The following is a 23,900-nucleotide window of genomic DNA, read 5'->3' as shown; positions in this document are numbered from 1 at the left end:
TGCCATGCTGAACACGATCCATTATCCCGCCACCACCGCATCGGACCTGCCCCCCATCCTGATCGTGCACGGGCTCTACGGCTCGGCACGGAACTGGAACGTCATCGCCCGCCGCCTGTCAGAGCGGCGCGATGTGTTGGCGGTCGACATGCGCAATCACGGCGAAAGCCCCCGCTTTCCGACCCACAGCTATCCCGACATGGCTGCCGATCTGGCCGAGGTGATCGGCGCCCATGGCGGGCAGGCCGATGTGATCGGGCATTCGATGGGGGGCAAGGCGTCGATGATGCTGGCGCTGAATCATCCCGGCCTTGTGCGGCGGCTGGTCGTCGCCGATGTGGCGCCGGTGCCCTATGCCCATGACCAGACGCAATACATCACCGCGATGCGCGGGCTCGATCTGGCGGGCCTGACCACGCGCGGTGAGGCCGACCGCAGGCTTGCGGAAACCGTACCCGAGGCCCCCCTGCGCGCCTTCTTCCTCCAATCGCTGGACCTGAAAGCGGAGGGCGGGCCGCGCTGGCGGCTGAACCTTGACGTGCTGGAGGTTGAAATGCCCAAGATCGTCGGCTGGCCCGATCCGGCCGGGCAGTTCGACGGGCCGACCCTGTTCCTGACCGGCGGCGACAGCCATTATGTGAAGCCGGAATACCGCCCGGCGATCCGCGCACTGTTTCCCAATGCGCATTTCGCCAAACTGCCAGGTGCCGGGCACTGGCTTCATGCCGACAAACCGCGCGAGTTCGAGCAGACTCTGAAAGTGTTCCTCGACGCCTGAATGCGCCTAGTCCACCGGACGGGCCATACGCCGCATCAGCCCGTCCCGCAGCACGAATTGATGCCAGAGCGCACCGGCCACATGCAGGCCGATCAGCGCCAGAAGCACCGCCTTCAGCACCTCATGCGCTTCGGCCGCTACCGAAATGCCACCGAACCACGCCATACCTCCCGTCACGGCGAGGGCAATCATCGCCAGATAAAGACCTGCATGGGCCAGCTTCGAAAGCGGGCGCAGAATGGCGGGGCCGCCCTCTGCCGGCGCAGGCGCCCCGCGGCGGCCTTGCAGGCCGATCCGCCACAAAGCCAGCACCAGCACGGCAATCCCCCCCGCCACATGGCCCGCGACCAGCGGATCAAAGGCCGGGCTTCCCCCCTGACGCAGGCTGCGCCATGCGGCGGAAATCGCGTCATTGCCGATGAACTGCCAGGCGACAAGAACCACCGTCAACCAATGCAGCACAATCTGGCTGCGGGAATAGCCCTTGGGCATGTGAAGCTCCCGTTGCTGGCCACGCACCGGCGTGGTCTTCGTTGACTTCTACGCGACGATACAAGACTTCCGTCGCCCGTCAGCCCGTGATCTGGCGAGCGACGAACCAACTCACCGGAATGGCCGCGACAAAGCCCACTGCGGCGGCCACCAGAATGGCTTTCAACGTCACCATGCCCATGGTCAGGGCGGCGACGATCCCGACCCCCATGAGCGAGGTCGACGCCATGGAGAAGATAATCATCATCAGACGGTTCATTGCTGGCCTCTTGTCATCCGGCGCGTTCGGCCTCACCCGATCACACCGACGCGAGGTGCACCTTGATCCGCATCAACCGCCGTCTCTGCGGCCGCGCAGAAAAGGGTGGCAAAGCGTCGCGGTGCTTGACGACCCGACCCGCCAGCCCGAAGACTGCACACGTCCGGAACCCGAGTGCGCCAAAGCCTATGCCCCTCCATCGTGCCGCATTGCGCGCTGTAACAGCCGTCGCTCATTGCAAAAGCGTCATGGCCTGCAATACAAATTCCTGCTGTTGGCTGGCCGACAAGGCGCTGTTTTCACAGACCCCCGCCCTTGCGCTTGATCAGATCGAACAATTCTGCGCCGGAGGCGGCCCACACGACCTAATTGCAACCTTCGACGCGCCAGTTCACTGCGACAGTGGGCTGGAGAACAACCTTCTCAGCTCTGTCTCCGCCACCCCAGGGAGTTCCGCCCGTGACCATCGAATTGCGTGATCTCTCCGGCATGACCGAATTCCGCGCGGCGGAAGACCTGCAACGTCAGGTCTGGGGCGAAGGAGACAGAGAAGACCCGGCCGACCTGATGATGGTCATTCAGCACGAAGGCGGGCTGGTGGCTGGCGCCTTCGAGGATGACACGCTCCTCGGCTATGTCTTCGGCTTTCCGACCGTCACACCGGGGGTGCAGCATTCGCACCGGCTCGCCGTTCTGGCGCGGGCCCGCGGTCTGGGCCTCAGTCTGCGGTTGAAATGGTATCAGCGCGACTGGTGTCTGGCGCGCGGCATCACACATGTTCGCTGGACCTACGATCCGCTGCGGCTTGCCAATGCCGCGCTGAACATTCACCGACTGGGCGCCTCATCGCAAACCTATCTGCCGAATTATTACGGCGAGATGGAGGGGATCAACAAGGGTGCTCCCTCCGACCGTCTGATGGCCGACTGGCACCTGCAAAGCCCCCGCGTGGTCGCCGCAGCGGCCGGGCAGCCACTGCCCCCGGACCGGGTGGCAGAGGAAATAGAGATCCCGGCCGATTTCGGTGACATGATGATCCACGCCCCCGAAATGGCTCAAGCGCTGCGACTGGAAAACCGCGCACAGATGCAGACCGCCTTTGCCGCAGGTCTGCGTATCACCGGCTTTGACAGCACGACGCGCCGTTATCTGCTGAGCAGGGCCTGATAGCGAAATCAGACATTTCAAAGAAAAAGGACCACCGGAAACCGGCAGCCCTTTTGATTTTCATACATTCCGGCGGCAGATCAGCCGTTGAACAGGAAGTGCAGCACGTCGCCGTCCTGAACCTCATAGGTCTTGCCTTCGACGCGGAACTTGCCCGCCTCCTTGGCCCCGGCTTCTCCCTTGCCCGCGATGTAATCGTCATAGGCCACGGTTTCGGCGCGGATGAAGCCCTTTTCGAAGTCACCATGGATCACACCTGCCGCCGCCGGGGCCAGAGTGCCCTTGGTGATCGTCCAGGCGCGGGCCTCCTTAGGTCCGACGGTGAAATAGGTTTGCAGGCCAAGCAGTTGATAACCCGCGCGGATCAGCCGATCCAGCCCCGCCTCGTGCAGGCCCATTTCCTCAAGGAACATCGCCGCCTCGTCCTCGGGCAACTGGCTGATCTCTTCCTCGATCTTCGCGGAAATCACCACCGAGGCGGCACCGATCTTCGCCGCCATCTCGGCCACCCGCGCCGACTGGCTGTTGCCCTCGGCCGCTTTCGATTCTTCGACGTTGCAGACGTAAAGCACCGGCTTCGCCGTCAGAAGTTGCAGCATCCGCCATTGCTTCAGATCATCCGCCGCGACCTGCACGCTGCGCGCGGGCTTGCCATCATTCAGCGCGACCTGTGCCAGCGCGAGCAGCCTGTCCTGATCGGCAGATTCCTTGTCGCCACCCTTCAGCTTGCGGGCAAGGTTGGCACGGCGGCGTTCGATGGATTCCAGATCGGCCAGCATCAGCTCGGTCTCGATGGTCTCGGCATCGGCCACCGGGTCGATCCGGCCTTCGACATGGGTGATGTCGCCGTCTTCAAAGCAGCGCAGCACATGGGCGATGGCGTCGCATTCACGGATATTGGCAAGAAACTGGTTGCCCAGCCCCTCGCCTTTCGACGCACCGCGCACCAGACCGGCAATATCAACGAAGGTCATCCGCGTCGGGATGATCTGCTTCGACCCGGCAATGGCAGCCAGCTTGTCCAGCCGCGGATCGGGCACCGCCACCTCACCCACATTCGGCTCGATGGTGCAGAAGGGGAAGTTCGCGGCCTGCGCGGCAGCGGTGCGCGTCAGCGCGTTGAAGAGCGTGGACTTGCCCACATTCGGCAGCCCGACAATGCCCATCCTGAAGCCCATGGCGATCCCCTTTCGAAACTTCGCCCGCTCTTAGGGCCTGCACGGCGGAATCGCAAGCGCCGGCCCAAGCCCCATTGATTTCTGCCCCGCTTCGCGGCACATCGGACCAGAGTGCAGAAGAGGACCGCCATGACCCGGATCGACGCCAAGTTCGCCGCCCTGAAGGCCGAGGGCAAAAAGGCCTTCGTCGCCTATATCATGGGGGGTGATCCGAATGCGGAAACCTCGCTTGAGGTGATGAAGGGCCTGCCGGGCGCCGGGGTCGATGTGATCGAGCTGGGGATGCCCTTCACCGATCCGATGGCCGATGGCCCGACGGTGCAGCTTGCCGGGCAGCGTGCGCTGGATGGCGGCATGACGATGGACAAGGTTCTGGACATGGTGCGCGATTTCCGCGCGGGCGATCAGACGACGCCCATCGTGCTCATGGGCTACTACAACCCGATCTATTCGCGCGGCGTCGACCGTTTTCTGGCCGAGGCGAAAGAGGCGGGCATCGACGGGCTGATCGTGGTCGATCTGCCGCCGGAGGAAGACAGCGAGCTGTGCCTGCCCGCACAGGCCGCCGGGCTTAACTTCATCCGGCTGGCTACGCCCACCACCGATGACCGCCGCCTGCCGACGGTACTACAGAACACCAGCGGTTTCGTCTATTATGTCTCGATCACCGGGATCACCGGCGCGGCCGCCGCTCAGGCCGCTGATGTGGCGCCCGAGGTCGCACGGATCAAGGCTGCGACCGATCTGCCGGTCATTGTGGGCTTCGGCATCTCGACCCCCGACAATGCGCAGGCCATCGCAGGCATCGCGGATGGCTGCGTCGTGGGATCGGCTATTGTGAAGGAGATCGGTGCAGGCAAGCCTGTGGCCGATATTCTGGGCACCGTTGCCGCGCTCGCAGCGGGCGCTCACGCCGCCTGAGGGGTGCTGCCTTCCGGAAACCAATCCTCTACCGGCGGGAAGGCCGCGTCGAAGGCGCGGCGCCCGGCGGGGGTGAAACGCAGGGCGCGGCTGCCCTCAACCCGGTGCAGCCAGGCCAGCCCCAGCATGTGATCCAGCATCGCACGGCCCAGGGCCCCGGCCAGATGGCTGCGCCGTTCGCTCCAGTCCAGACAATCGCGGCACAGCACCCGCCGTCGTCCGGCCCGCAGGGCTGCAAGGTCGATTCCGAAGCTGGTCACAAAGGTGGCGCCCGCGTCCGTCAGGGCCAGCCCCTCGGGCGCCGGACCAAGGAAACCACGCGCCAGCAGGCTGTCGTAAAGCCGTATCCCCGCCTCGCCCGCCATATGATCGTAACATACCCGCGCCGCGCGCAGCGATGGATCGCGCGGGCCGGGCCGGCTGCGCAGATGGCCGCGCGCGGCAGCAAGGCCAAGCAGAGTCTCCAGCACCCGCGCCACTTCGCCCCCGCGCAGGGCGAAATACTTGTGACGGCCCGACCGGCGGGGCACCACCAGCCCGCCTTCCTCCAACCGCGTCAGATGGCCCGAGGCGGTCTGCACCGTCACACCGGCCTCGGCCGCAAGCTCGGTCACCGTCAGCGCGCGCCCCGCCATCAGTGCGGTCAGGATGTTGGCGCGCGCCGGTTCACCGATCAGCGCGGCAATGCGGGCAAGGTCCGGGCCTTCTTTCATCACGCTGTCCTCCACAGTTCGATCATGGCCGAAACATTACTTTCGCACAATCGGGCACAAGCGGATGTGAAAGGAGTCACCCATGCTGACCTGCATCATCCGCTATCACATCGACCCGATAAAGAAGGCCCAGTTCGAAACCTATGCCCACACCTGGGGACAGGCGATCCCACGTTGCGGGGCTGATCTGATCGGCTATTTCGCGCCGCATGAAGGGTCTTCCACACTGGCCTACGGCATCTACAACATCCCCTCTCTGGCTGAATATGAAGCGTACCGCACGCGGCTGGCGGCTGATCCCCTGGGGCGCGAGAATTACCAATTCGCCCAGAAAGAGCGGTTCATCCTGCGCGAGGATCGCACCTTCCTGCGGCTGGCCTCAGCCCCGCACGGGTGTGGCGCATGATCGCCGTCCTGTTCGAGGTCATCCCCGCCCCCGGCGCGCGGGACGCTTATATGGCTCGCGCCGCTGATCTGCGGCCGCTGCTGGACGGGATCGACGGATTTCTGGGGGTGGAGCGGTTTCAGAGCCTCTCCGACCCCGGCAAGCTTTTGTCTCTGTCCTTCTTTCGGGACGAGGCGGCAGTACAAGGCTGGCGCGAAACCGCAGAACACCGCCTTGCGCAACAGGCCGGGCGCAGCGGGCTGTTCACCACCTACAGGCTGCGCGTGGCCGAGGTGCGGCGCGACTACGGGTTGCATGACCGCACCGAAGCACCGGACTGAGGGAAAGCAGTTGCGCGAAATCTACGATATTGGTAAAGGAAACTAACCAATATTGGAGGCTCGCATGCCCGTCATCACCTGCATCGACGATCTGAAGCGCCTGCATGCCCGTCGCACCCCGCGCATGTTCTACGATTACGCGGAATCCGGCAGCTATACCGAACAGACCTTCCGCGAGAATGTGACGGATTTCGAAAAGATCCGGCTGCGGCAGAAGGTGGCGGTCGACATGTCGAACCGCAGCATCGCGGGCGAGATGATCGGCACGCCGGTGACCATGCCCGTGGCGCTTGCGCCTGTCGGGCTCACCGGCATGCAATCGGCGGATGGCGAGATCAAGGCGGCGCGGGCGGCTGAAAAGTTCGGCGTGCCCTTCACGTTGTCGACCATGTCCATCTGCTCGATCGAGGATGTGGCCGCGCAAACCACCGCGCCGTTCTGGTTCCAGCTTTACGTCATGCGGGACGAGGATTTCGTCGACCGCGTGATCGACCGCGCCAGGGCCGCAGGCTGTTCTGCGCTGGTTCTGACGCTGGATCTGCAAATTCTCGGCCAGCGGCACAAGGATCTGAAAAACGGATTGTCTGCGCCGCCAAAGCTGACGATCCCGAATATCCTCAACATGATGACGAAGCCGGAATGGTGCCTTGGTATGCTGGGCACCAGACGGCGCAGCTTTGGCAATATCGTTGGTCATGCGAAGGGCGTGGGCGACCTGTCCTCGCTGTCCAGCTGGACGGCGGAACAGTTCGATCCGCAACTGGACTGGAAGAAAATTGCGCGCATCCGTGACCGCTGGGGCGGCAAGCTGATCCTCAAGGGCGTTCTGGATGTCGAGGATGCGCAGCGCGCCGCCGATTTCGGGGCTGATGCCATCGTCGTCAGCAACCACGGCGGGCGGCAGCTGGATGGCGCGCTGTCGTCGATCCGCATGCTGCCCTCCATTGTGCGGGCGGTGAAGGGGAAGACCGAAATCTGGCTCGACAGCGGCATCCGCTCGGGTCAGGACGTATTGAAGGCCCTTGCCCTCGGGGCGGATGGCACGATGATCGGGCGCAGCTACATCTATGGTCTGGGCGCAATGGGCGAAGCCGGCGTGACAACAGCGCTGGAGGTCATCCGCAAGGAACTGGACACCACAATGGCGCTGTGTGGCGAGCGGGACATCAGGAACCTCGGGCCGCACAACCTCCTGGTGCCCAAGGATTTTGAAGGCGACTGGGCCTGACCCTCAGCCCCGCCGCATCAACAGCGGGGTGAGCACCAGCACCGCCATCAGCATTGCAGCGGCGAAGACGAAGGCCGCGCGCAGCCCGAACAGGCCCGCCAGAAAGCCTAGCATGGGCGGGCCGAAGAAATAGCCGAAATAGCCGTAAAGCGTGGCCCTTGCGACAGCGCGGGCGCGGGCTTCCGGTGCCGCCATCCGACCCACCAGCGAAAAGGCGGTGGGGGCGATGACCGACGATCCGATCCCCATGACGATGAACCCGGCATAGGCCATCGTGGGGCTGGTGGCGAAGGCCGCCCCCAGCGCGCCGGTGGCGGAAACCACCGCCCCCGCGCGCAACAGTCGCCCCGCATTCAGCCGCGCCACCAGACCTTGCCCGGCGATCCGCGCAAATCCCATGGTCAGTGCCAGCGCGGCGGGCCCCATCGCACCCTCGGCGGGACTGCCGCCCAAGGTTTTCTCGATATGCAGGGCCGACCAGTTTTCGGCCGCGTTCTCGGTCAGAAAGGCGATCAGTACGATGCCACCGCCGATCAGCGGCACGAGGCCCAGCCCGCTGCCCTGCCCCTTTGGCGGGCGGGCAAGACCGTGGATGGCGCCATCCCGTTCAAAGGCCAACAGAGCAATCAGTGCAGCACCGATCCCCGCCACCGCCATCACCACGCCTGGCGGCAGCGCCGCATCGCGCATCACGCCTGTCGCCAGCGCCCCGCCAGCATAGCCGAAGGAATAGGCGGCGTGGCAAAGGTTCATCAGATGCAGCCCGCGCTCATTCTCCAGCGCGGCGACACGGGCGTTCATCAGCACATCGGTCAGGCCGGTTGCCGCACCGGCGCACATCATGGCAAGCGGGAAAAAGGCCGCCACATGAACCTGCCCCGGCAGGATGAAGGCCAGCCCCATCGCGAGTGCTGCCACCGGCAGCGCAATCCGGCCCAGAGCCACACCGACAAGCGGCGCGACCAGCATCGCGCTGACCGCCGCCAGCGGCGTCGGCAGCAACAACAGCCCCAGCCGCGCCTCGTTCACATCCAGCTGCGCCTTGAGGTCCGGCAGCGCGGCGGCGAAAGTGCCCCACAGCACGCCCATGGCCGCAAAGGCCGCAAGCGGCGCATGCGCCGTGACGATCAGGCGGGGCGAAAGCATCGGGGGTTCCTTCTGTCCTGATGCCGTGCTAGCCCGACAGGACAACCCCGGCAAGCCCGGCGCCGACACCGACACCGACACCGACCCGCCCGTGCCCGACACGCGGCGCCAGAGGTGATTTTGCACGACTTTCGGCTTTCCTTGCAGGCGATTCCCCGCTATAGGCCCCCGATCCGTCATGCACCCTTGGAGGATGACGGACCAGTGCAACCAAAGGAGATACCTATGGCACGCGAGATCCCGGATCTTAACGCCGTGGTGCGGACGGGGACAGGCAAGGGGGCCGCCCGTCAAGCCCGTCGTGAGGGCAACGTTCCCGGCATCGTCTACGGCGACGGCAAAGAGCCGCAGCCGATCAGCATGAACTACAACGCCCTGCTGAAGCGCCTGAAAGCTGGCCGCTTCATGTCGACCCTCTTCAACCTGAAGGTCGAAGGCCAGCCGGACGTTCATGTCGTTTGCCGCGGCGTCCAGCGCGACGTCGTGAAAGACCTGCCGACGCATATCGACTTCATGCGCCTGCACGACGACAGCCGCATCAACCTGTTCATCCATGTGACCTTCATCAACCACGATCAGGCCCCCGGCCTGAAGCGTGGCGGCACGCTGACCGTGGTGCGCCCGGAAGTCGAACTGGAAGTTCTGGCCTCCGACATCCCGAACGAGATCGTTGTCGATCTGGCGGGCCGCACCTTCGGCGACGTGATCCACATCAATGATGTGGCGCTGCCGAAAGGCGCGAAGCCGACCATCGACCGCAACTTCGTGATCGCCAACATCACCGCCCCGTCGGGTCTGGTGGCGGAAGAGGAGTCGGCCGAAGGCTGATCCCCCCTACAGGGCAAACAGACGCGGCAGGGCCTCCCTGCCGCGTTTTTTTGTGGCGGGAACTCGCGCATTGCCGGTGCAGGTCCGGTTTTACTTACCTTTCAATTGATTACCATTTTGGTAGGGTGCAGCCAGTTTCTACATTGGAGGTAACCGATGGCCACGATCAAAGGCTACGATGGCATCGACGACATTCTGGTCGGCAATCCCACGGAAAATGATTACCTGTACGGCGGCAGCGGCGACGACACTTATCGGTTCGACTCCCTGCCGGGTAATGATGTCATCTATGACACCGAGGGCGCCGACAAGATCGAGTTCGACAGTTCGGTTACTGCCGGTATGCTGCGTATGAACATCAGCCCGTCGGATTATGATGACCTGCTGATCTCGATTGTCGACAGCAATGGCGCGGTGGTCGGAACGGTTTCCCTGAACGAACATTTCAACGGCGCCACCATCGAACAGCTGAAGCTGGCCGATGGGACGACGATGAACCTGACCGGCGGCCTGAAGATCCAGGGCACCATCTCGCAGACCACGCTGCGCGGCACCGGCAACAATGACACGCTGGTCGGCTCGGACCGGAACGAGACCCTTTATGGCGGCGCGGGCAACGATACCTACGTCATCTCGGCGGGTCAGGGTTCGAAACTTATTGAAGATTCGCAGGGCGCAGACACGCTCAGCCTCGACAGCTCGGTTCTCGCCCGCAATGTGCGCCTCAATACCAGCAGCAGCGATTATGATGATCTGGTCATCCGCCTGGTGGACGCGAACGAGAACATCATCGACACGATCTACCTGAACGAACATTTCAACGGCCGCCCGATTGAAACGCTGACCTATTCTGACGGTACCAGCGTGAACCTGCTGGCCGGGCTGACGATCCGCGGCGCGGTGAACGACACCACCCTGCGCGGCACCGATCTCAACGATTCGCTGATCATGTCCAGCCGCAATGAAACGCTTTATGGCGGCAATGGTGATGATACCTACATCTGGTCAAGCGCTGGTGGCAGCAAGCTCATCTATGACGGGCTTGGCAATGACGCGATCCAGATCAAGGGCGTCCCGGCTGCCCGCGTGCGAATGAGCGCGAGCACAAGCGACAGCGACGACCTGCGCATCTGGATCATCGACAAGAACGAGAATGTGCGCAGCACCCTGACGCTGGACGAGCATTTCAACGGTCACGGCATCTCGACCCTGCGGGTCGGCTCGGGCCAGGCCCTCGACCTGCTCGGCGGGCTGAAGATCCAGGGCGCTGTGGATCAGACGACGCTGATCGGCACCGCCCTGAACGACCGGCTGATCATGTCAAACCGCAACGAGACGCTGTATGGCGGCGGCGGCAATGACACCTATGTGCTGGGCAAGGGCGATGAAGCCAATTTCATCAGCGACAGCCAGGGGCGCGACCGCATTCTGGTCGAAAAATCCATCTCTGCTGCGAATGTACGGCTGAATGCCAATGGTTCTGACGATCTGCGGGTCATGGTGGTGGACCGGAACGGCAATGTCGTCAGCTCGATCACCATCGACAACCATTTCGACGGCCGCGCGATTGAAAGCCTTGTGTTCTCCGGCGGTGGCAGCATCGACCTGCGCGGCGGGCTGACCATCCAGGGCGCCGTGGATGTCACCAACCTTTACGGCACCGGCCAGTCCGATACGTTCATCGGCTCACAGCGCAATGAATACATGGCAGGTGGCAACGGGAACGACACCTACAAGTTCGAAGCCGGTTTCGGCGAGGATACCGTCTATGATATCGGCGGTCGCGACACGATCGAGATTACGGGCATCGACCCGGCGCGGGTCCGGCTGGTTCAGCCGTCGTTCAGCAATGACCTGCAAATCCAGGTGCTGAATGCCAAGGGGCTGGTGGCGGATCAGATCTCGCTGCGCAGCTATTACGCCAGCGGCTCGGCCAAGATCGAAAATCTGGTGATCGACGATCAGAGCTGGAATATCGCGCAACAGCTTGCCGGGCCGAAAACCAGCACCCGCGCCGATGTCGTGCAAAGCTTCTTCGGCGACACCACGATCAACGGCAAGGGCGGCAACGACAAGATCACCGATCTGTTCGGCAACAATACCGTCAATGGCGGCACGGGTCGGGATACGATCACCACTGGCGGCGGTCGGGACACGCTGGTCGGTGGCAGTGGCAACGATACCCTGTCAGGCGGCGGCGGCAATGACCGGCTCACCGGCGGCAGTGGCGCGGATCAGCTGACCGGCGGTGCCGGGCGCGACAGCTTTGTCTTCGCGCGGCGCATGGGCACCGATACCGTCACCGATTTTTCCAAGGGGATCGACAAGCTGGTGCTGAACGACAACCTCTGGGGCGGCGCAGACCTGACCAAGCGTCAGGTGGTGAACCAGTACGCCACAGATATCGGTGATGACATCGTTCTGGACTTCGGTGCGCGTGGCAAGATCGTGCTGGAGGATGTGGCCTCGCTCTACAAGCTGTGGAACAGCATCGAGATCATCTGATCCGACAGGGGGCCGGTCAGTCGGCCCCCTGCCCCGCCGCCGCCATGTGATGCTGCCAGCGGGGGTCTTGTTCCGGCGCATGTCCTGCTTTTTCGGCCAGCCGCCCCGCATAATCCGCACAGCACAGATGATGCAGCCGCGCGACGCCGGGCAGCGCCATGGCCCGCGCATGAAGAGCATCGAACTCGGCTTCATAGCGCAGGGCAGACAGGTCACGCCGCTCGTTCCGGTTGGTCGAACGATAATAGCTGTCGTTATAGCGATCAGCCCCCTGCACCGCTGAAGGCGTGCCACGCTTCAGGCCCCAGCTTTCTTCGGATCGCAGCATGTAATGGTTCATCTGTGCCACTTCATGCGTCGTCAGCTCTGGCGGCAGGACACGCAGATACTGCGCCTCGTCCGGCCAGCCGGGAACCGGCACTCCTTCGGCATTCACCAGACGTGGTTCCGGCTCCGCCGCAGGATCGAGCCCGCGCGGTCCGTGTTCGGCCAGGGCGCGGAAGGCCTGCGGTTTGCGGTGGATCACCTTGATCCAGCGCGAGATCCAGTTGCGCGTCGGGCCTGCATTCAGGAAGGTGCGGTGGATCGGCGCATCCTCCCACCTTTCGATGCCAGAGGTGCCGAATACCCGCCAGTTGATCGCCATGGCGGTGAAATCGGGTGACGACCCCAAAAGATCGGGCAGCTTGCCCGCGCCGCGATGGATGACCAGAAATTCATCGACATCGCAGACCAGCACCCAGTCAGCACGCCGCACCGCCCGGTGCCGCTTTGCCTGCCGCAGCTTCGCCGCCGTCACCTTGCCCCCGGCGGGCACCTCGGAGCGCAGATGGACCAGCCACCCCGCCGCCTGAAGCGCATCCAGCAGATCAGGCGACGGGTCGGTGCAGTCATTGGTGACGACAACAAGATCGGTAAAGCCAAGCATGCGATACCAGACCACCCATTCCACGATGAACGGGCCCTCGTTGCGCATCGAACAGACGACCGTGGCCCGCACCGCTTCTCCTTGCGTTTTCCGCAGGTTGGGCGGCGCGGGGCGCGCTGTCAACCGGCCATGGCGAGGCTTTGCACCGCGTCGAACACCTCAAGCTCGGGCGGTCCGGCATAGAGATCGCCATGCCCGCCCGCGCCGCGATGGGCCATGCGGAACGCCTCGGATTTCGTCCAGTCCTGAAAGGCCGTCTCGTTTTGCCACAGCGTATGCGAGGCATAAAGCGTATAGCCCTCACGCGCCGGGCCTTTCATCAGGTGAAAAGAGATAAAACCGGGAACGGTCGGCAACTGGCTGTCGCGCGCCTTCCACACGGCCTCGAACGCCGCTTCCTGCCCGGGTTTGACCTTGAAACGGTTCATCGTCAGATACATCTGGCTGATCCTGTCCTGGGATTTCCGGCTGGAGGGCGGCAGGGAGAGAGCAAATCCACCGCGGCTGTCTGGCGTGGGGCACAGGATCGGGGTTAGAACGTCCGGGGTCAAGAGGCGGAGGGTGCGATGCAGCTTTGGGTGGGTCTGGGTAATCCGGGCGCGAAATATGCGGGCAACCGTCACAACATCGGCTTCATGGCGCTGGACCGTATCGCGGGGGATCATGGCTTTGGTCCCTGGCGCAAGGGGTTTCAGGGGCTGGTGTCCGAAGGCCGCTTCGGATCGGAAAAGGTGGTGCTGCTGAAGCCCGAAACCTTCATGAACCTTTCAGGTCAATCGGTCGGCGAGGCGCTGCGCTTTTACAAGCTGTCCCCGGGTGACGTGACCGTTTTTCACGACGAGCTGGACCTTGCCCCCGGCAAGCTGCGGCTGAAGACCGGCGGCGGGCATGCAGGCCACAACGGGTTGCGGTCCATCCACGCGCATATCGGCGAGGCTTATCACCGCGTCCGGCTCGGCATCGGCCACCCCGGCCACAAGGATGCGGTGGCAAGCTATGTACTGCATGATTTCGCCAGGGCCGATCAGGACTGGCTGGATGATCTGCTGCGCGGTATCTCTGACGGCGCCCCGGCGCTCGCCGCCGGGGACGGGCCACGCTTCCAGAATGCCGTGGCGCAACGCACGTCACCGCCCCGCCCCTCGACCGGGCGCGAGAAGGCGGGGCCAAAGCCTGCGCCTGACGCTACGGCACCGACAGAAGATACCCGTAACCCGCTGCAAAAACTGGCAGATCGTTTTCGCTGAACTATGATCGGCGCAACAGGGAGGAACCAATGCGCCGATTTCTGAAGATTCTGGGGGTCGTGACCCTGATCGTGGCCGCGCTTGCCGTGTGGAAGCGGGAAGAGATTGTCCGGCTCCAGTCGGTCCTGACCCTGTTTGACGCGGATCGCATTACCGGCAATTTCAGCCATATGGACGCGGCCTTCCTGTCAACCCCGCTGCCCAAGGGGGACCGCCCCGCCCTGCCCCTGCCTCCCGGTCCGGCCTTCGATCTGCCGCCTGAAACCGAAGGCTGGATCACCGACCGCCATGTCACCGCCCTGGTGATCCTGAAGGACGGCGTGCTGCGTCATGAGGGCTATTACCTTGGTACCGGCGCAATGGACCGTCGGATCAGCTGGTCGGTCGCCAAAAGCTTTCTCTCCGCGCTTCTTGGTACGGTGGTGGCAGAGGGCGCCATCGACCTTGACGCGCCTGTGGATCAGTATGCCCCTGCGCTCCGCGGCTCTGCCTATGAAGGCGTGACGGTGCGGCAGGTCGCCAATATGACCTCGGGCGTGGCCTTCAACGAGGATTATCTGGATTTCTGGAGCGACATCAACAAGATGGGCCGGGTTCTGGCGCTTGGTGGTTCGATGGACAGCTTTGCCGCCGGGATCAAGACCCGGAGCGGGCCGCCCGGTGGAGCATGGCACTATGTGTCCATCGACACGCATATTCTGGGCATGGTGATCCGTGGCGCCACCGGACGCGGGATCGTGGATCTGATGTCGGAACGGATCGTCAAACCGCTCGGGCTGGAAGTGGAGCCCTATTATCTGACCGATGGTTATGGCCAGCCCTTCGTGCTGGGCGGACTGAATCTGATCACCCGCGACTATGCACGCATGGGCGAACTGTTCCGTCGCGAAGGCCAGATCGACGGGCAGCAGATCGTGCCACAGGATTGGGTGGATGCCTCGACCCGCCCCCAGGCCGACACACCCGCAGACGGCATGGGCTACGGCTATCAATGGTGGATTCCGCCGCAGGCCGAACCGGGCGAATTCATGGCGCAGGGCGTTTATGGCCAGTTCATCTATGTGAACCGGCGCGCAGGCGTTACCATTGCCTCCAATGCCACTGACCGGGGCTTTACGGCGGCAGGCGTCGAGGACCAGAATGTAGCGATGTTCCGCGCTCTGGTGCGGGCACTGGAGGCAGCGGATGGATGAGCGCGAGGACAGTATCAACGTGTTGGGCGAGGCGCTGGAAAGCTGCTCGACACAGCCGCTGACCGGCTTCTGGCGGAATGGCTGCTGCGATACCGGCCCGGCAGATCGCGGGCGCCACACCGTCTGCGCGGTGATGACGGCAGAATTTCTGGCCCTGTCCAAATATCTGGGCAATGACCTGAGCACGCCGCGCCCGGAGTTCGGCTTTGCCGGACTGAAACCCGGCGACAACTGGTGTCTCTGTGCCGCGCGCTTTCTTCAGGCCCATGAGGAAGGCGCGGCACCGCAGCTCCGGTTGCGCGCCACCCACCGGCGCACGCTGGATATCGTGCCGCTGGAGGTGCTGCGGCTTTACGCCGCCGACTGATCGCGCGACCGCACCCCCGGCTCGCGCGGTTTGGCCGTGGGGGCGCCGGGCGCACCAAGGCGCAGCGGATCGTCGTCGCGCATCAGCTCATCAATGAAGAGGCTCAGCAACTGCGGCCGCCCGCTGACCCCTGCCTTGCGATAGATCGCATTGGTCTGCGCCTTCACCGTACCCTCTGACGTTTCGCGCAAGCCTGCGATCTGGGCAGTGGACAGGCCCTTGATGGCGAACAGCGCCACATCGCGTTCTGCCGGGGTCAGCCCCCATTCGCCAAACCGTTCCTCAAGAATTTCGGCGAAGGCCCCCGAAGCACGGCGCAACCGTTCCTCGGCCACGTTACGCTCGGCCATGGCGAGCCGCAGTGCCCATGCCCCCAGTGCGATGCCGGTCACCAGACCCAGCGCCGCGCCCAGTTCCAGCAGTTCGCGGAATTGCCAGCTGAGCGGACCGGCGTTGAAGCCGATCACCGAAGACAGGATATCGGTGATAAAAACTGCCGCGCAGAGGATCTGGAACAGCAGCAAAACCGCAAGCCCGATCGGGCGGCGCGTCAGAAACCGGTGCAGGCCGTTGCGTCCCGGTCCCTTCATTCGGTGCCCGTTCCCACATCACCGACGGCGCCGCCGTCAGTCTGGCCATCATTTGAGATGCCGACATCGACCCCCTAGGAAATATCTGGCGTCTTGTCAGTCACGTCGCGCACGGCGGTGTTGCCGGGCGCGTTGGCCCGCTCGTCCCCGGCATACCGATGATCGGTGCGCAGCAGGTCGCGCAGAATTTCGCCGGTGATCGGGTTGACGACGATCTCGCGCTTACGGTCCCCACGCTCTGCCGTCACCCGCACCCGGCCCAGAAAGGTGCGGCTGACCACGATCCGGCCATAGCCCTGCTCTTCCAGCTGCGAAACGATCTGGCCCTGAACGGCATCGGCGGGGTCTATCTGCGCCGCGACGGGCGTTGCGGCCAGCAGGGCCGCAACCAGGATCGGCAGAACATTCGGTCGCATTTCATGCTCCAGCATTCACGACAAAGAAAGCGGTCGGGGCGCCCCGCGTCCCGACCCTTGCCCATCGCGCCAGGTCGCAGGGTGGCAGGCCCCGCGCCCGGCGTCAATCGCGGCTCAGCGGTCGCCGCAGCGATAGGCGACGCCCGCAAGTCCGCAACGGTCCGTCGGGCGCTCGCCGCCCGGCGCACGGCCCGCCATCTGCGACCTGCCGCCGCGCTGCTGCTGGACGCCGCCGGTCATGGACATGACCTCTGCATCATCCACCACCACGCCGCCACAAGCCTCGCAGAAATCAGGATCACCGCCCGCCCACATGGTGTCATCATCCACCGTGACGCTGTCATCCAGCGGGTCACCCAGCTCGACATCGACCGGCTCGGGGGTTTCACCCTCGTCCTCGACAACACCGCCGCAGGCCTCGCAGAAATCCGGGTTGCCGCCCGCCCAGGCCGGGCCATCCTCGGCGTCATCTGCCGTCTCGTCAGAGGCAGGTTCGCCCTTGTCATCGCCGCGCCACATCTTGTCGCCTGGCGCACCGTCCTCGGCCGAAGCCAGCCAGATCCGTGCCTCCGAAGCAGCACCACCCTTGGCCAGTTGCAGCACCGGCAGTACGGGCGCGGCCCATGCCACGCCGGACACCAGAACTGCGGCCGCCGCCCCCGCCAACAACCTGCCCGTCATTCCCGATTTCATTCTTGTCGCTCCATCGTTACCTCAACGCCGCGCCGGATCGGCTGCGGTTGTGTCATGAGGCCACGGAGACGACGGGCGCACCATTCGCCGGATGTTTAGCGCCCGTCCCACAGAGTTGAAACTGCCGCACTAAACCGGGGTTTAGGCGGCAATTCCCTAGATCTTCATGTCGAAGCCCAGATGTTTGGCGACAGTGAAGATATCCTTGTCGCCACGGCCACACATGTTCATCACGATGATATGGTCGCGGGGCAGCGTCGGCGCCAGCTTGATCACATGGCCAAGCGCGTGGCTGGGTTCGAGCGCCGGGATGATTCCCTCCAGCTTGCAGCACAGCTGGAACGCTTCCAGCGCCTCGGCATCGGTGATGGAAACATATTCGGCGCGGCCGGTATCGTGCAGCCAGGCATGTTCCGGCCCGATTCCGGGGTAATCAAGGCCCGCGCTGATGGAGAAGCCTTCCAGAATCTGCCCGTCGGGATCTTGCAGCAGATAGGTGCGGTTGCCATGCAGCACACCGGGGCGTCCGCCGGTCAGGCTGGCGCAATGCTGCATCCGGTCATCCACGCCCTTGCCGCCCGCCTCGACCCCGATGATGCGGACCGAAGGATCATCGAGGAAGGGGAAGAACAGACCCATGGCATTGGACCCGCCCCCGATGGCGGCGATGATCGTATCGGGCAGGCGGCCTTCGCCTTCCTGTTCCGCCAGCTGCCAGCGCACTTCCTTGCCGATGATCGACTGGAAGTCGCGCACCATGGCCGGATAGGGGTGCGGCCCCGCCACCGTGCCGATGCAGTAGAAGGTGTCGCGCACATTGGTCACCCAGTCGCGCAGCGCATCATTCATCGCGTCTTTCAGCGTACCCCGGCCCGACGTGACCGGGATGACCTCGGCGCCCAGCAGGCGCATGCGGAAGACGTTGGGGGCCTGGCGTTCCACATCATGCGCCCCCATGTAGACCACGCATTTCAGCCCGAACTTGGCGCAGACCGTCGCCGTGGCCACGCCATGCTGGCCCGCGCCGGTTTCGGCGATGATGCGGGTCTTGCCCATGCGGCGGGCGAGGATGATCTGGCCCAACACATTGTTGATCTTATGCGCGCCGGTATGGTTCAGCTCGTCGCGCTTGAGATAGATTTTCGCGCCGCCCAGATGCTCGGTCAGGCGGGGCGCGAAATACAGCGGCGAAGGGCGGCCGACATAGTGTTTCCACAGGTCATCCATCTCGGCCCAGAAGGTCGCATCCGTCTTGGCGTGGTTGTAGCGCTCTTCCAGTTCCAGGATGAGCGGCATCAGCGTTTCCGACACGAAACGCCCACCGAAAAGGCCGAAACGGCCCTGTTCGTCCGGCCCCGTCATGAAGCTGTTGATCCCGTCCTCGGCCATGGCTTCCCCCTGCAATTACGCCTTCGATGTAGCGAGTTTGCGCCAGCGGGGAAAGGGGGCTTTCCGCCCCCTCTGCCCTGCGGGCATTCACCCCCGAGGATATTTTGGCCAGGATAAAGGGCGCCGGTCAGTCGAGCGACTTCTTGTAGCCCAGGTGACTGGCTTCATAGCCCAGCCGGTCATAGAAGGCATGGGCGCGGGTGCGGCTTTTGTCGGTGGTCAACTGGATGATCCGGGCACCGGCGGCACGGGCGCGGCTCTCGGCCTCTGCCATCAGGGCGGCGCCGATCCCCTTGCTGCGCAAATCGGGCGCGGTGCGGACGGATTCGACCAGAGCGCGGGTCATGCCCTGCCGCGAAAGGCCGTGCAGGATGGTGAGCTGGCAGGTGGCGACAATGCGGCCCTCGACCTCGCCCACGATGATCTCATGCATCGGATTGGCGGCGATGGCATCGAAACCGATCAGATAAGGCGCAAGATCGCTGCTTTCGCGGGCGCGACCCAGCGGATCGTCGGTCAGCAGCGCGACAATGGCGGGCACATCGGCACGGGTGGCGGTACGGAATCGGATCATTGCGCCGCCTTTGCGAAAGCCGCGATGCGGGCGTGATCCTTCACCCCCGGTGCGCTTTCGACGCCGGAAGACACATCGACCTGCCGCGCATTGGTCAGGCGGATCGCCTCGGCCACGTTTTCGGGCGTGAGGCCGCCCGCCAGCATCCAGGGTCGGAGCCAGCGGCGCTGCGCAACCAGCCGCCAGTCGAAACTAAGGCCGTTGCCGCCCGGCAGCGCCGCATTCTTCGGCGGCTTGGCGTCGATCAGCAACTGATCGGCCGTCGCGGAATAATCGAAAATCGCAGCCAGATCGCCTTCATCCGCCACGCCCACCGCCTTCATCACCGGCAGACCATAGCGCGCGCGCACCTCGGCCACACGGTCCGGGCTTTCGGCACCATGAAGTTGCAGCATGTCCAGCGGCACCGCCTCGATGATCGCGTCCAGCGCCGCATCATCGGCATTCACCGTCAGCGCCACCTTGGCCAGCCCCGGCGGCGCCGCAAGCGCCAGATCGCGCGCGGTGGCCAGATCAAGATGCCGCGGGCTTTTGGGGAAGAACACAAAGCCCGCATAGGCAGCACCAGCGGCAGCGACGGCGGTGACATCAGCTACGGTCCGCAGACCGCAGATCTTTACCCGGATGTCGGCCATGTCAGGCTTTCTTTTCCAGCAGCGCCATCACATCGTCCTGCGGCTGCCCCTTGGCATCACGCATCGCGGCCAGTTCCCGTTCCAGCCGCTGCGCCTCGGCCGTCTTGGTGGAGGCGACACGACGGTGCCGGTGTTCGCGCAACCATTCCCAGACGAAGCCGATCAGCAGGCCCACCGCAACGCCGCCGAAGATGGCAACGAACAGCGGCACCTCGACCTGCGAGTTCCAGCCGACAACCTGCGCCACATCGCCAGGCAGCACGCTGAGCGTGACCAGGGTGCGATTGGCGAAAGCGATGGTCAGAAGGACAAGCCCGATGACCAGAAGAACGAGATACCTCAGATACCGCAGCATCGGCGCAAGCGCCCCCTTTCCTTGCGCGCGCCGTCAGGCCTTGCCGTTCAGCCGGTCGCGCAGCAGTTTGCCCGTCTTGAAGAAGGGCACCTTCTTGTCTTCCACCTCAACCGCCTCGCCGGTGCGGGGATTGCGGCCGGTGCGGGCATCCCGCGCCTTGACCGAAAACGCGCCGAAGCCACGCAACTCGACCCGGTCACCGCGCGCAAGCGCCTCGATGATCTCGTCGAATACAGTGTTTACGATTCGCTCGACATGGCGTTGCGTCAGATGCGGATTGGCGTCCGCGATTTTCTGGATCAGTTCCGACCGGATCATCGGCGATGTCCCCCCCGGGGCGTTGTGGCAGCAGCCCGTTTTTGTTGTGCTATGGACTATAAGCAAGAAATCCGGGGGGACAAACGAAAAGCCGTGCAATCGCCGTAGGTTGGCAGTGCAGCATGGCAAAAACCCGCCATCAAAGGCAAAGGCCCCGCCGGTTGGCGGGGCCTTCACGCGATTCATGGGCCGCGAAATCAGCCGCGGTCGGCGCCCTTGAGGGCCGCGCCGAGGATGTCACCCAGCGACGCACCCGAATCGGACGAGCCGTATTGTTCCACGGCTTCCTTCTCTTCCGCGATTTCGCGGGCCTTGATCGACAGGCCCAGACGGCGGGTTTTCGAATCCACGTTGGTCACGCGGGCATCGACTTTGTCGCCAACCTGGAAACGCTCGGGGCGCTGGTCCTGACGGTCGCGGGCCAGATCCGAACGGCGGATGAAGGATTTCATGCCGTTGTAATCGACCTCGATGCCGCCTTCCTCGATCGCGGTGACCGCGACGGTGATGACCGAGCCACGCTTCACGCCGTCAACCGCTTCGGTGAAGGTGTCGTCGCCCAGCGCCTTGATCGACAGCGAGATACGTTCTTTCTCGATGTCCACCTCGGTGACGGCGGCTTTCACCACATCGCCCTTGCGGTAGTTCTGGATGGCGTCCTCGCCGCGCTGGTCCCACGACAGGTCGGACAGGTGAACCATGCCGTCGATGTCGTTTTCCAGGCCGATGAACAGACCGAATTCGGTGATGTTCTTGACTTCACCCTCGATGGCGGTGCCGACCGGATGGGTTTCAGCAAAGACTTCCCACGGATTGCGCTGGGTCTGCTTGAGGCCGAGCGACACGCGGCGCTTGGCGCTGTCGATTTCCAGAACCATGACGTCCACCTCTTGCGAGGTCGAGACGATCTTGCCGGGGTGCACGTTCTTCTTGGTCCAGGACATTTCCGAGACGTGAACCAGACCTTCGACGCCGGCTTCCAGCTCCACGAAGGCGCCGTAATCGGTGATGTTGGTCACGCGGCCCTTGTGGACCGAACCGATCGGATAGGCACGTTCCACGGCATCCCACGGGTCGGACTGAAGCTGCTTCATGCCGAGGCTGATGCGGTGGGTTTCCTTGTTGATCTTGATGACCTGAACCTTGACGGTCTCGCCGATTGACAGGATTTCCGACGGGTGGTTCACACGGCGCCATGCCATGTCGGTGACGTGCAGCAGGCCGTCAACGCCGCCCAGATCCACGAAGGCACCGTATTCGGTGATGTTCTTGACAACACCCTCGACGGTCTGACCTTCGCTGAGGTTCGCGATGACTTCGGCGCGCTGTTCGGCACGCGATTCTTCCAGAATGGCGCGGCGCGAGACAACGATGTTGCCGCGGCGACGGTCCATTTTCAGGATCTGGAAGGGCTGCTTGATGCCCATCAGCGGGCCGGCATCGCGCACGGGGCGCACATCGACTTGCGAGCCGGGCAGGAAGGCCACGGCACCGCCCAGATCGACGGTGAAGCCACCCTTGACGCGACCGAAGATCGCGCCTTCGACGCGGGTCTCGTTGGCGTAGGCTTTTTCCAGACGGTCCCAGGCTTCTTCGCGACGGGCCTTGTCACGCGAGATGACGGCTTCGCCACGGGCGTTCTCGACGCGGTCCAGATAGACCTCGACCTCATCGCCGACATTGATCGACGGGGCTTCGCCGGGATTTGCGAATTCTTTCAGATCGACACGGCCTTCCATCTTGTAGCCGACGTCGATGATGGCCTGGCCCGCCTCGATGGCGATGACCTTGCCCTTGACGACCGAACCCTCTTCGGGGGTATCGATCTCGAAGCTTTCCTTCAGGAGGGCTTCGAATTCATCCATGGATGCTTTGGCGCACATATGCAGTTCAGTCCTTTTCATGGTTTTCTGGCCATGCGGTTGGCTCCGCCGGTCTTTGATGGCCCCGAACGGGAAAGGCCCGGAGAACCGGGCCGAGTCACCTTGGGATGGGCGCGCTATACCGGCTTTGGGCCAACGGGGCAAGGGAAAGGCACGCGGAAGGCCGGTCAGGCCATCTGCTCCAGCCGGGACAGGTAGGCGTCATCGGTCTCTCCCGGCATCCGCGCCTGCGGAAAGCCAGAGCCGAACCGCAGCGTATCTGCCGCCGCACGCGCAAGGGCGAGGATCAGATCGCGCGCCTGTGCCACCGAAACCGGCGGAGGCGCGCCATCGCCTGTCAGTTCCAGCCCGTGCTCCATCTCGAAGAAATGGTCATAGCCCAGTGCCCAGCCCTCGAACGGGCTTTCCGCGCTGCCGTCCTCGTCCAGCAGCATGTCAAATCCACTGTGCCTTTCGTCCGCCGCAATCCGGGCCAGCAGGGCCTCCATCGCCGCCTGCGGCCCGTGCAGCGCCTGCAGGAACTGATCGGCCGTGCGAACCAGATAGCCGGTGATTCCGGAAGCCGCGTTGAACTGTAACGCCGTCCGCAGGATTGCGACGTCGCTGCGGTCGAAATCCGGGTGGCTGGGCAGGCTGCGGTACAGAATCTGCCGGTAGGGTGCGGACATGCGTAGAAACTCCAGAAGCCCCTGTATTGGCGGCAAAACCTGCCCGGCGGTCAAGACGGTTCTGTCACCCCGGCATCTGCGCCTGCACCAGGGCGATGGCCTGCGCAATCGCCTCTTCCGGCCCAAGGCCGGACGTATCCAGCAGCACGGCATCCGCCGCAGGTTTCAGCGGTGCATCTGCGCGGTTCATGTCGCGGTCATCACGTTCGCGCACCTCGGCCAGCACCCGCGCGGCATCTCCGCCGACCTCCAGCCAGCGGCGATGGGCCCGCACCTCGGCGCTGGCCGTCACGAACAGTTTCACCTCGGCCTCGGGGCAGATCACGGTGCCGATGTCGCGCCCGTCCAGCACGGCCCCGCCCTCGCGCCGCGCGAAGCGGCGCTGAAAGTCCAGAAGCGCGGCGCGAACCTCGGGGATGACCGCAACGCGGCTGGCGGCCAGACCGGCCTCCAGCGTGCGGAGATCGTCGCGCGAAAGATCCTCCGGCGTCAGGCCATTCGCTGCCGCGACCGGATCACCGCCCTTCACCCCGACGGCACGATAAAGCGCGCCGGTATCCAGATGCGCAAAGCCGAAACGCGCCGCGACCGCCCGGCTGATCGTGCCCTTGCCTGCCGCCGCAGGCCCGTCGATTGCCACCGTGAAGATCATCGCATTCTCTCCGCTTTGCTCTGGCGCGGTTTATGCCTCGGGGCGCGCAAG

General features: G+C 64.1%; 29 protein-coding genes. 11 read left to right on the top strand and 18 right to left on the bottom strand.

The genetic code is table 11. The features are described 5' to 3' along the window. Positions 1 to 4: 4 nt before the first annotated feature. On the top strand, positions 5 to 778 hold the full coding sequence (locus IE126_RS10890; RefSeq protein WP_189380968.1) for an alpha/beta fold hydrolase: 774 nt from the start codon (positions 5 to 7) through the stop codon (positions 776 to 778). A 6-nt stretch (positions 779 to 784) separates the two neighbouring features. Here the strand turns inward: IE126_RS10890 and IE126_RS10885 are convergent, their stop codons facing one another. Together IE126_RS10885 and IE126_RS10880 are read right to left on the bottom strand one after the other, a co-directional pair. Continuing rightward, positions 785 to 1,270, bottom strand: a complete 486-nt coding sequence (locus IE126_RS10885; protein ID WP_189380967.1) for a cytochrome b — start codon at positions 1,268 to 1,270, stop codon at positions 785 to 787. A 79-nt stretch (positions 1,271 to 1,349) separates the two neighbouring features. Next, positions 1,350 to 1,529, bottom strand: a complete 180-nt coding sequence (locus IE126_RS10880; protein ID WP_054302395.1) for a hypothetical protein — start codon at positions 1,527 to 1,529, stop codon at positions 1,350 to 1,352. Between the two features lie 459 nt (positions 1,530 to 1,988). Between IE126_RS10880 and IE126_RS10875 the strand changes: the two genes are divergently transcribed. Then, on the top strand, positions 1,989 to 2,696 hold the full coding sequence (locus tag IE126_RS10875) for a GNAT family N-acetyltransferase (RefSeq protein ID WP_229825403.1): 708 nt from the start codon (positions 1,989 to 1,991) through the stop codon (positions 2,694 to 2,696). Between the two features lie 80 nt (positions 2,697 to 2,776). On the opposite strand, the gene ychF is transcribed toward IE126_RS10875, so the two are convergent. Beyond that, entirely contained in the window at positions 2,777 to 3,874 is a 1,098-nt protein-coding gene (ychF, locus tag IE126_RS10870) for a redox-regulated ATPase YchF (RefSeq protein ID WP_054302396.1), read from the bottom strand. A 129-nt stretch (positions 3,875 to 4,003) separates the two neighbouring features. Between ychF and trpA the strand changes: the two genes are divergently transcribed. Next, on the top strand, positions 4,004 to 4,795 hold the full coding sequence (gene trpA / locus IE126_RS10865; RefSeq protein ID WP_054302397.1) for a tryptophan synthase subunit alpha: 792 nt from the start codon (positions 4,004 to 4,006) through the stop codon (positions 4,793 to 4,795). Here trpA and IE126_RS10860 read toward each other — a convergent pair. Next, a complete protein-coding gene (locus IE126_RS10860) occupies positions 4,783 to 5,508 on the bottom strand; it encodes an ArsR/SmtB family transcription factor (RefSeq protein ID WP_189380966.1) in 726 nt (241 codons plus the stop codon). The genes trpA and IE126_RS10860 overlap by 13 nt on opposite strands. Before the next feature lie 82 nt (positions 5,509 to 5,590). Here IE126_RS10860 and IE126_RS10855 point away from each other — a divergent pair, with 82 nt between their 5' ends. The 3 genes from IE126_RS10855 (at position 5,591) to IE126_RS10845 (ending at position 7,462) form a co-directional block, all read left to right on the top strand. After that, positions 5,591 to 5,914, top strand: a complete 324-nt coding sequence (locus tag IE126_RS10855) for an NIPSNAP family protein (protein ID WP_189380965.1) — start codon at positions 5,591 to 5,593, stop codon at positions 5,912 to 5,914. Then, the gene (locus IE126_RS10850; protein ID WP_189380964.1) at positions 5,911 to 6,234 is read left to right on the top strand and encodes an antibiotic biosynthesis monooxygenase family protein; all 324 of its coding nucleotides are present in this window, start codon (positions 5,911 to 5,913) and stop codon (positions 6,232 to 6,234) included. Before IE126_RS10855 ends, IE126_RS10850 begins: the two co-directional genes overlap by 4 nt. Positions 6,235 to 6,298: 64 nt before the next feature. Next, complete coding sequence (locus IE126_RS10845) at positions 6,299 to 7,462, top strand: alpha-hydroxy acid oxidase (RefSeq protein WP_189380963.1); 1,164 nt, start codon at positions 6,299 to 6,301, stop codon at positions 7,460 to 7,462. Positions 7,463 to 7,465: 3 nt separating this feature from the next. Here the strand turns inward: IE126_RS10845 and IE126_RS10840 are convergent, their stop codons facing one another. Next, entirely contained in the window at positions 7,466 to 8,608 is a 1,143-nt protein-coding gene (locus IE126_RS10840; protein ID WP_189380962.1) for an MFS transporter, read from the bottom strand. A 225-nt stretch (positions 8,609 to 8,833) separates the two neighbouring features. On the opposite strand from IE126_RS10840, the gene IE126_RS10835 reads away from it, so the two are divergent. Continuing rightward, entirely contained in the window at positions 8,834 to 9,436 is a 603-nt protein-coding gene (locus tag IE126_RS10835) for a 50S ribosomal protein L25/general stress protein Ctc (protein ID WP_054302403.1), read from the top strand. A gap of 156 nt (positions 9,437 to 9,592) precedes the next feature. Continuing rightward, entirely contained in the window at positions 9,593 to 11,941 is a 2,349-nt protein-coding gene (locus tag IE126_RS10830) for a calcium-binding protein (protein WP_189380961.1), read from the top strand. Positions 11,942 to 11,957: 16 nt separating this feature from the next. Here the strand turns inward: IE126_RS10830 and IE126_RS10825 are convergent, their stop codons facing one another. Continuing rightward, on the bottom strand, positions 11,958 to 12,941 hold the full coding sequence (locus IE126_RS10825; protein ID WP_189380960.1) for a glycosyltransferase family 2 protein: 984 nt from the start codon (positions 12,939 to 12,941) through the stop codon (positions 11,958 to 11,960). A 47-nt stretch (positions 12,942 to 12,988) separates the two neighbouring features. After that, the gene (locus IE126_RS10820) at positions 12,989 to 13,309 is read right to left on the bottom strand and encodes an antibiotic biosynthesis monooxygenase family protein (protein ID WP_189380959.1); all 321 of its coding nucleotides are present in this window, start codon (positions 13,307 to 13,309) and stop codon (positions 12,989 to 12,991) included. 126 nt (positions 13,310 to 13,435) lie between these two features. Here IE126_RS10820 and pth point away from each other — a divergent pair, with 126 nt between their 5' ends. From pth to IE126_RS10805, 3 genes are read left to right on the top strand one after another with little or no spacing between them, the layout of a single operon-like run. Next, positions 13,436 to 14,116 carry an aminoacyl-tRNA hydrolase gene (pth, locus tag IE126_RS10815; RefSeq protein WP_054302407.1) on the top strand — a complete coding sequence of 227 codons (681 nt, stop codon included), beginning with the start codon at positions 13,436 to 13,438 and terminating at the stop codon, positions 14,114 to 14,116. A 29-nt stretch (positions 14,117 to 14,145) separates the two neighbouring features. Next, on the top strand, positions 14,146 to 15,309 hold the full coding sequence (locus tag IE126_RS10810) for a serine hydrolase domain-containing protein (protein ID WP_189380958.1): 1,164 nt from the start codon (positions 14,146 to 14,148) through the stop codon (positions 15,307 to 15,309). Continuing rightward, entirely contained in the window at positions 15,302 to 15,676 is a 375-nt protein-coding gene (locus IE126_RS10805) for a DUF2237 family protein (RefSeq protein ID WP_054302409.1), read from the top strand. The genes IE126_RS10810 and IE126_RS10805 overlap by 8 nt, the downstream gene beginning before the upstream one ends. Here the strand turns inward: IE126_RS10805 and IE126_RS10800 are convergent. From IE126_RS10800 to IE126_RS10750, 11 genes are all read right to left on the bottom strand, one after another. Continuing rightward, complete coding sequence (locus IE126_RS10800; RefSeq protein ID WP_054302410.1) at positions 15,661 to 16,266, bottom strand: helix-turn-helix transcriptional regulator; 606 nt, start codon at positions 16,264 to 16,266, stop codon at positions 15,661 to 15,663. The two genes, IE126_RS10805 and IE126_RS10800, sit on opposite strands and share 16 nt — an antisense overlap. A gap of 74 nt (positions 16,267 to 16,340) precedes the next feature. Beyond that, positions 16,341 to 16,682: a hypothetical protein gene (locus tag IE126_RS10795; protein WP_189380957.1), complete on the bottom strand. Its 342-nt coding sequence runs from the start codon at positions 16,680 to 16,682 to the stop codon at positions 16,341 to 16,343. A gap of 114 nt (positions 16,683 to 16,796) precedes the next feature. Beyond that, the gene (locus IE126_RS10790; RefSeq protein ID WP_054302412.1) at positions 16,797 to 17,363 is read right to left on the bottom strand and encodes a hypothetical protein; all 567 of its coding nucleotides are present in this window, start codon (positions 17,361 to 17,363) and stop codon (positions 16,797 to 16,799) included. Positions 17,364 to 17,531: 168 nt separating this feature from the next. Next, a complete protein-coding gene (gene trpB, locus IE126_RS10785; RefSeq protein ID WP_054302413.1) occupies positions 17,532 to 18,764 on the bottom strand; it encodes a tryptophan synthase subunit beta in 1,233 nt (410 codons plus the stop codon). Between the two features lie 127 nt (positions 18,765 to 18,891). Then, positions 18,892 to 19,338, bottom strand: a complete 447-nt coding sequence (locus IE126_RS10780; RefSeq protein ID WP_189380956.1) for a GNAT family N-acetyltransferase — start codon at positions 19,336 to 19,338, stop codon at positions 18,892 to 18,894. Continuing rightward, on the bottom strand, positions 19,335 to 19,973 hold the full coding sequence (locus tag IE126_RS10775) for a phosphoribosylanthranilate isomerase (RefSeq protein ID WP_189380955.1): 639 nt from the start codon (positions 19,971 to 19,973) through the stop codon (positions 19,335 to 19,337). Before IE126_RS10775 ends, IE126_RS10780 begins: the two co-directional genes overlap by 4 nt. Before the next feature lies 1 nt (position 19,974). Further along, the gene (locus IE126_RS10770) at positions 19,975 to 20,328 is read right to left on the bottom strand and encodes a LapA family protein (protein ID WP_229825401.1); all 354 of its coding nucleotides are present in this window, start codon (positions 20,326 to 20,328) and stop codon (positions 19,975 to 19,977) included. Between the two features lie 33 nt (positions 20,329 to 20,361). Then, positions 20,362 to 20,646: an integration host factor subunit beta gene (ihfB, locus tag IE126_RS10765; RefSeq protein ID WP_054302416.1), complete on the bottom strand. Its 285-nt coding sequence runs from the start codon at positions 20,644 to 20,646 to the stop codon at positions 20,362 to 20,364. Between the two features lie 197 nt (positions 20,647 to 20,843). Next, complete coding sequence (gene rpsA, locus IE126_RS10760; protein WP_054302417.1) at positions 20,844 to 22,529, bottom strand: 30S ribosomal protein S1; 1,686 nt, start codon at positions 22,527 to 22,529, stop codon at positions 20,844 to 20,846. A 167-nt stretch (positions 22,530 to 22,696) separates the two neighbouring features. Beyond that, positions 22,697 to 23,197, bottom strand: a complete 501-nt coding sequence (locus IE126_RS10755) for a BLUF domain-containing protein (protein WP_054302418.1) — start codon at positions 23,195 to 23,197, stop codon at positions 22,697 to 22,699. A gap of 64 nt (positions 23,198 to 23,261) precedes the next feature. Beyond that, entirely contained in the window at positions 23,262 to 23,849 is a 588-nt protein-coding gene (locus IE126_RS10750) for a (d)CMP kinase (protein WP_189380954.1), read from the bottom strand. Between the last annotated feature and the right edge of the window lie 51 nt (positions 23,850 to 23,900).

Source organism: Gemmobacter nanjingensis (assembly GCF_014652195.1).
Classification (GTDB): Bacteria; Pseudomonadota; Alphaproteobacteria; order Rhodobacterales; family Rhodobacteraceae; genus Gemmobacter; species Gemmobacter caeni.
Note: the sequence above shows the minus strand (reverse complement) of the source record. Positions and strands in the feature narration are given on the sequence as shown.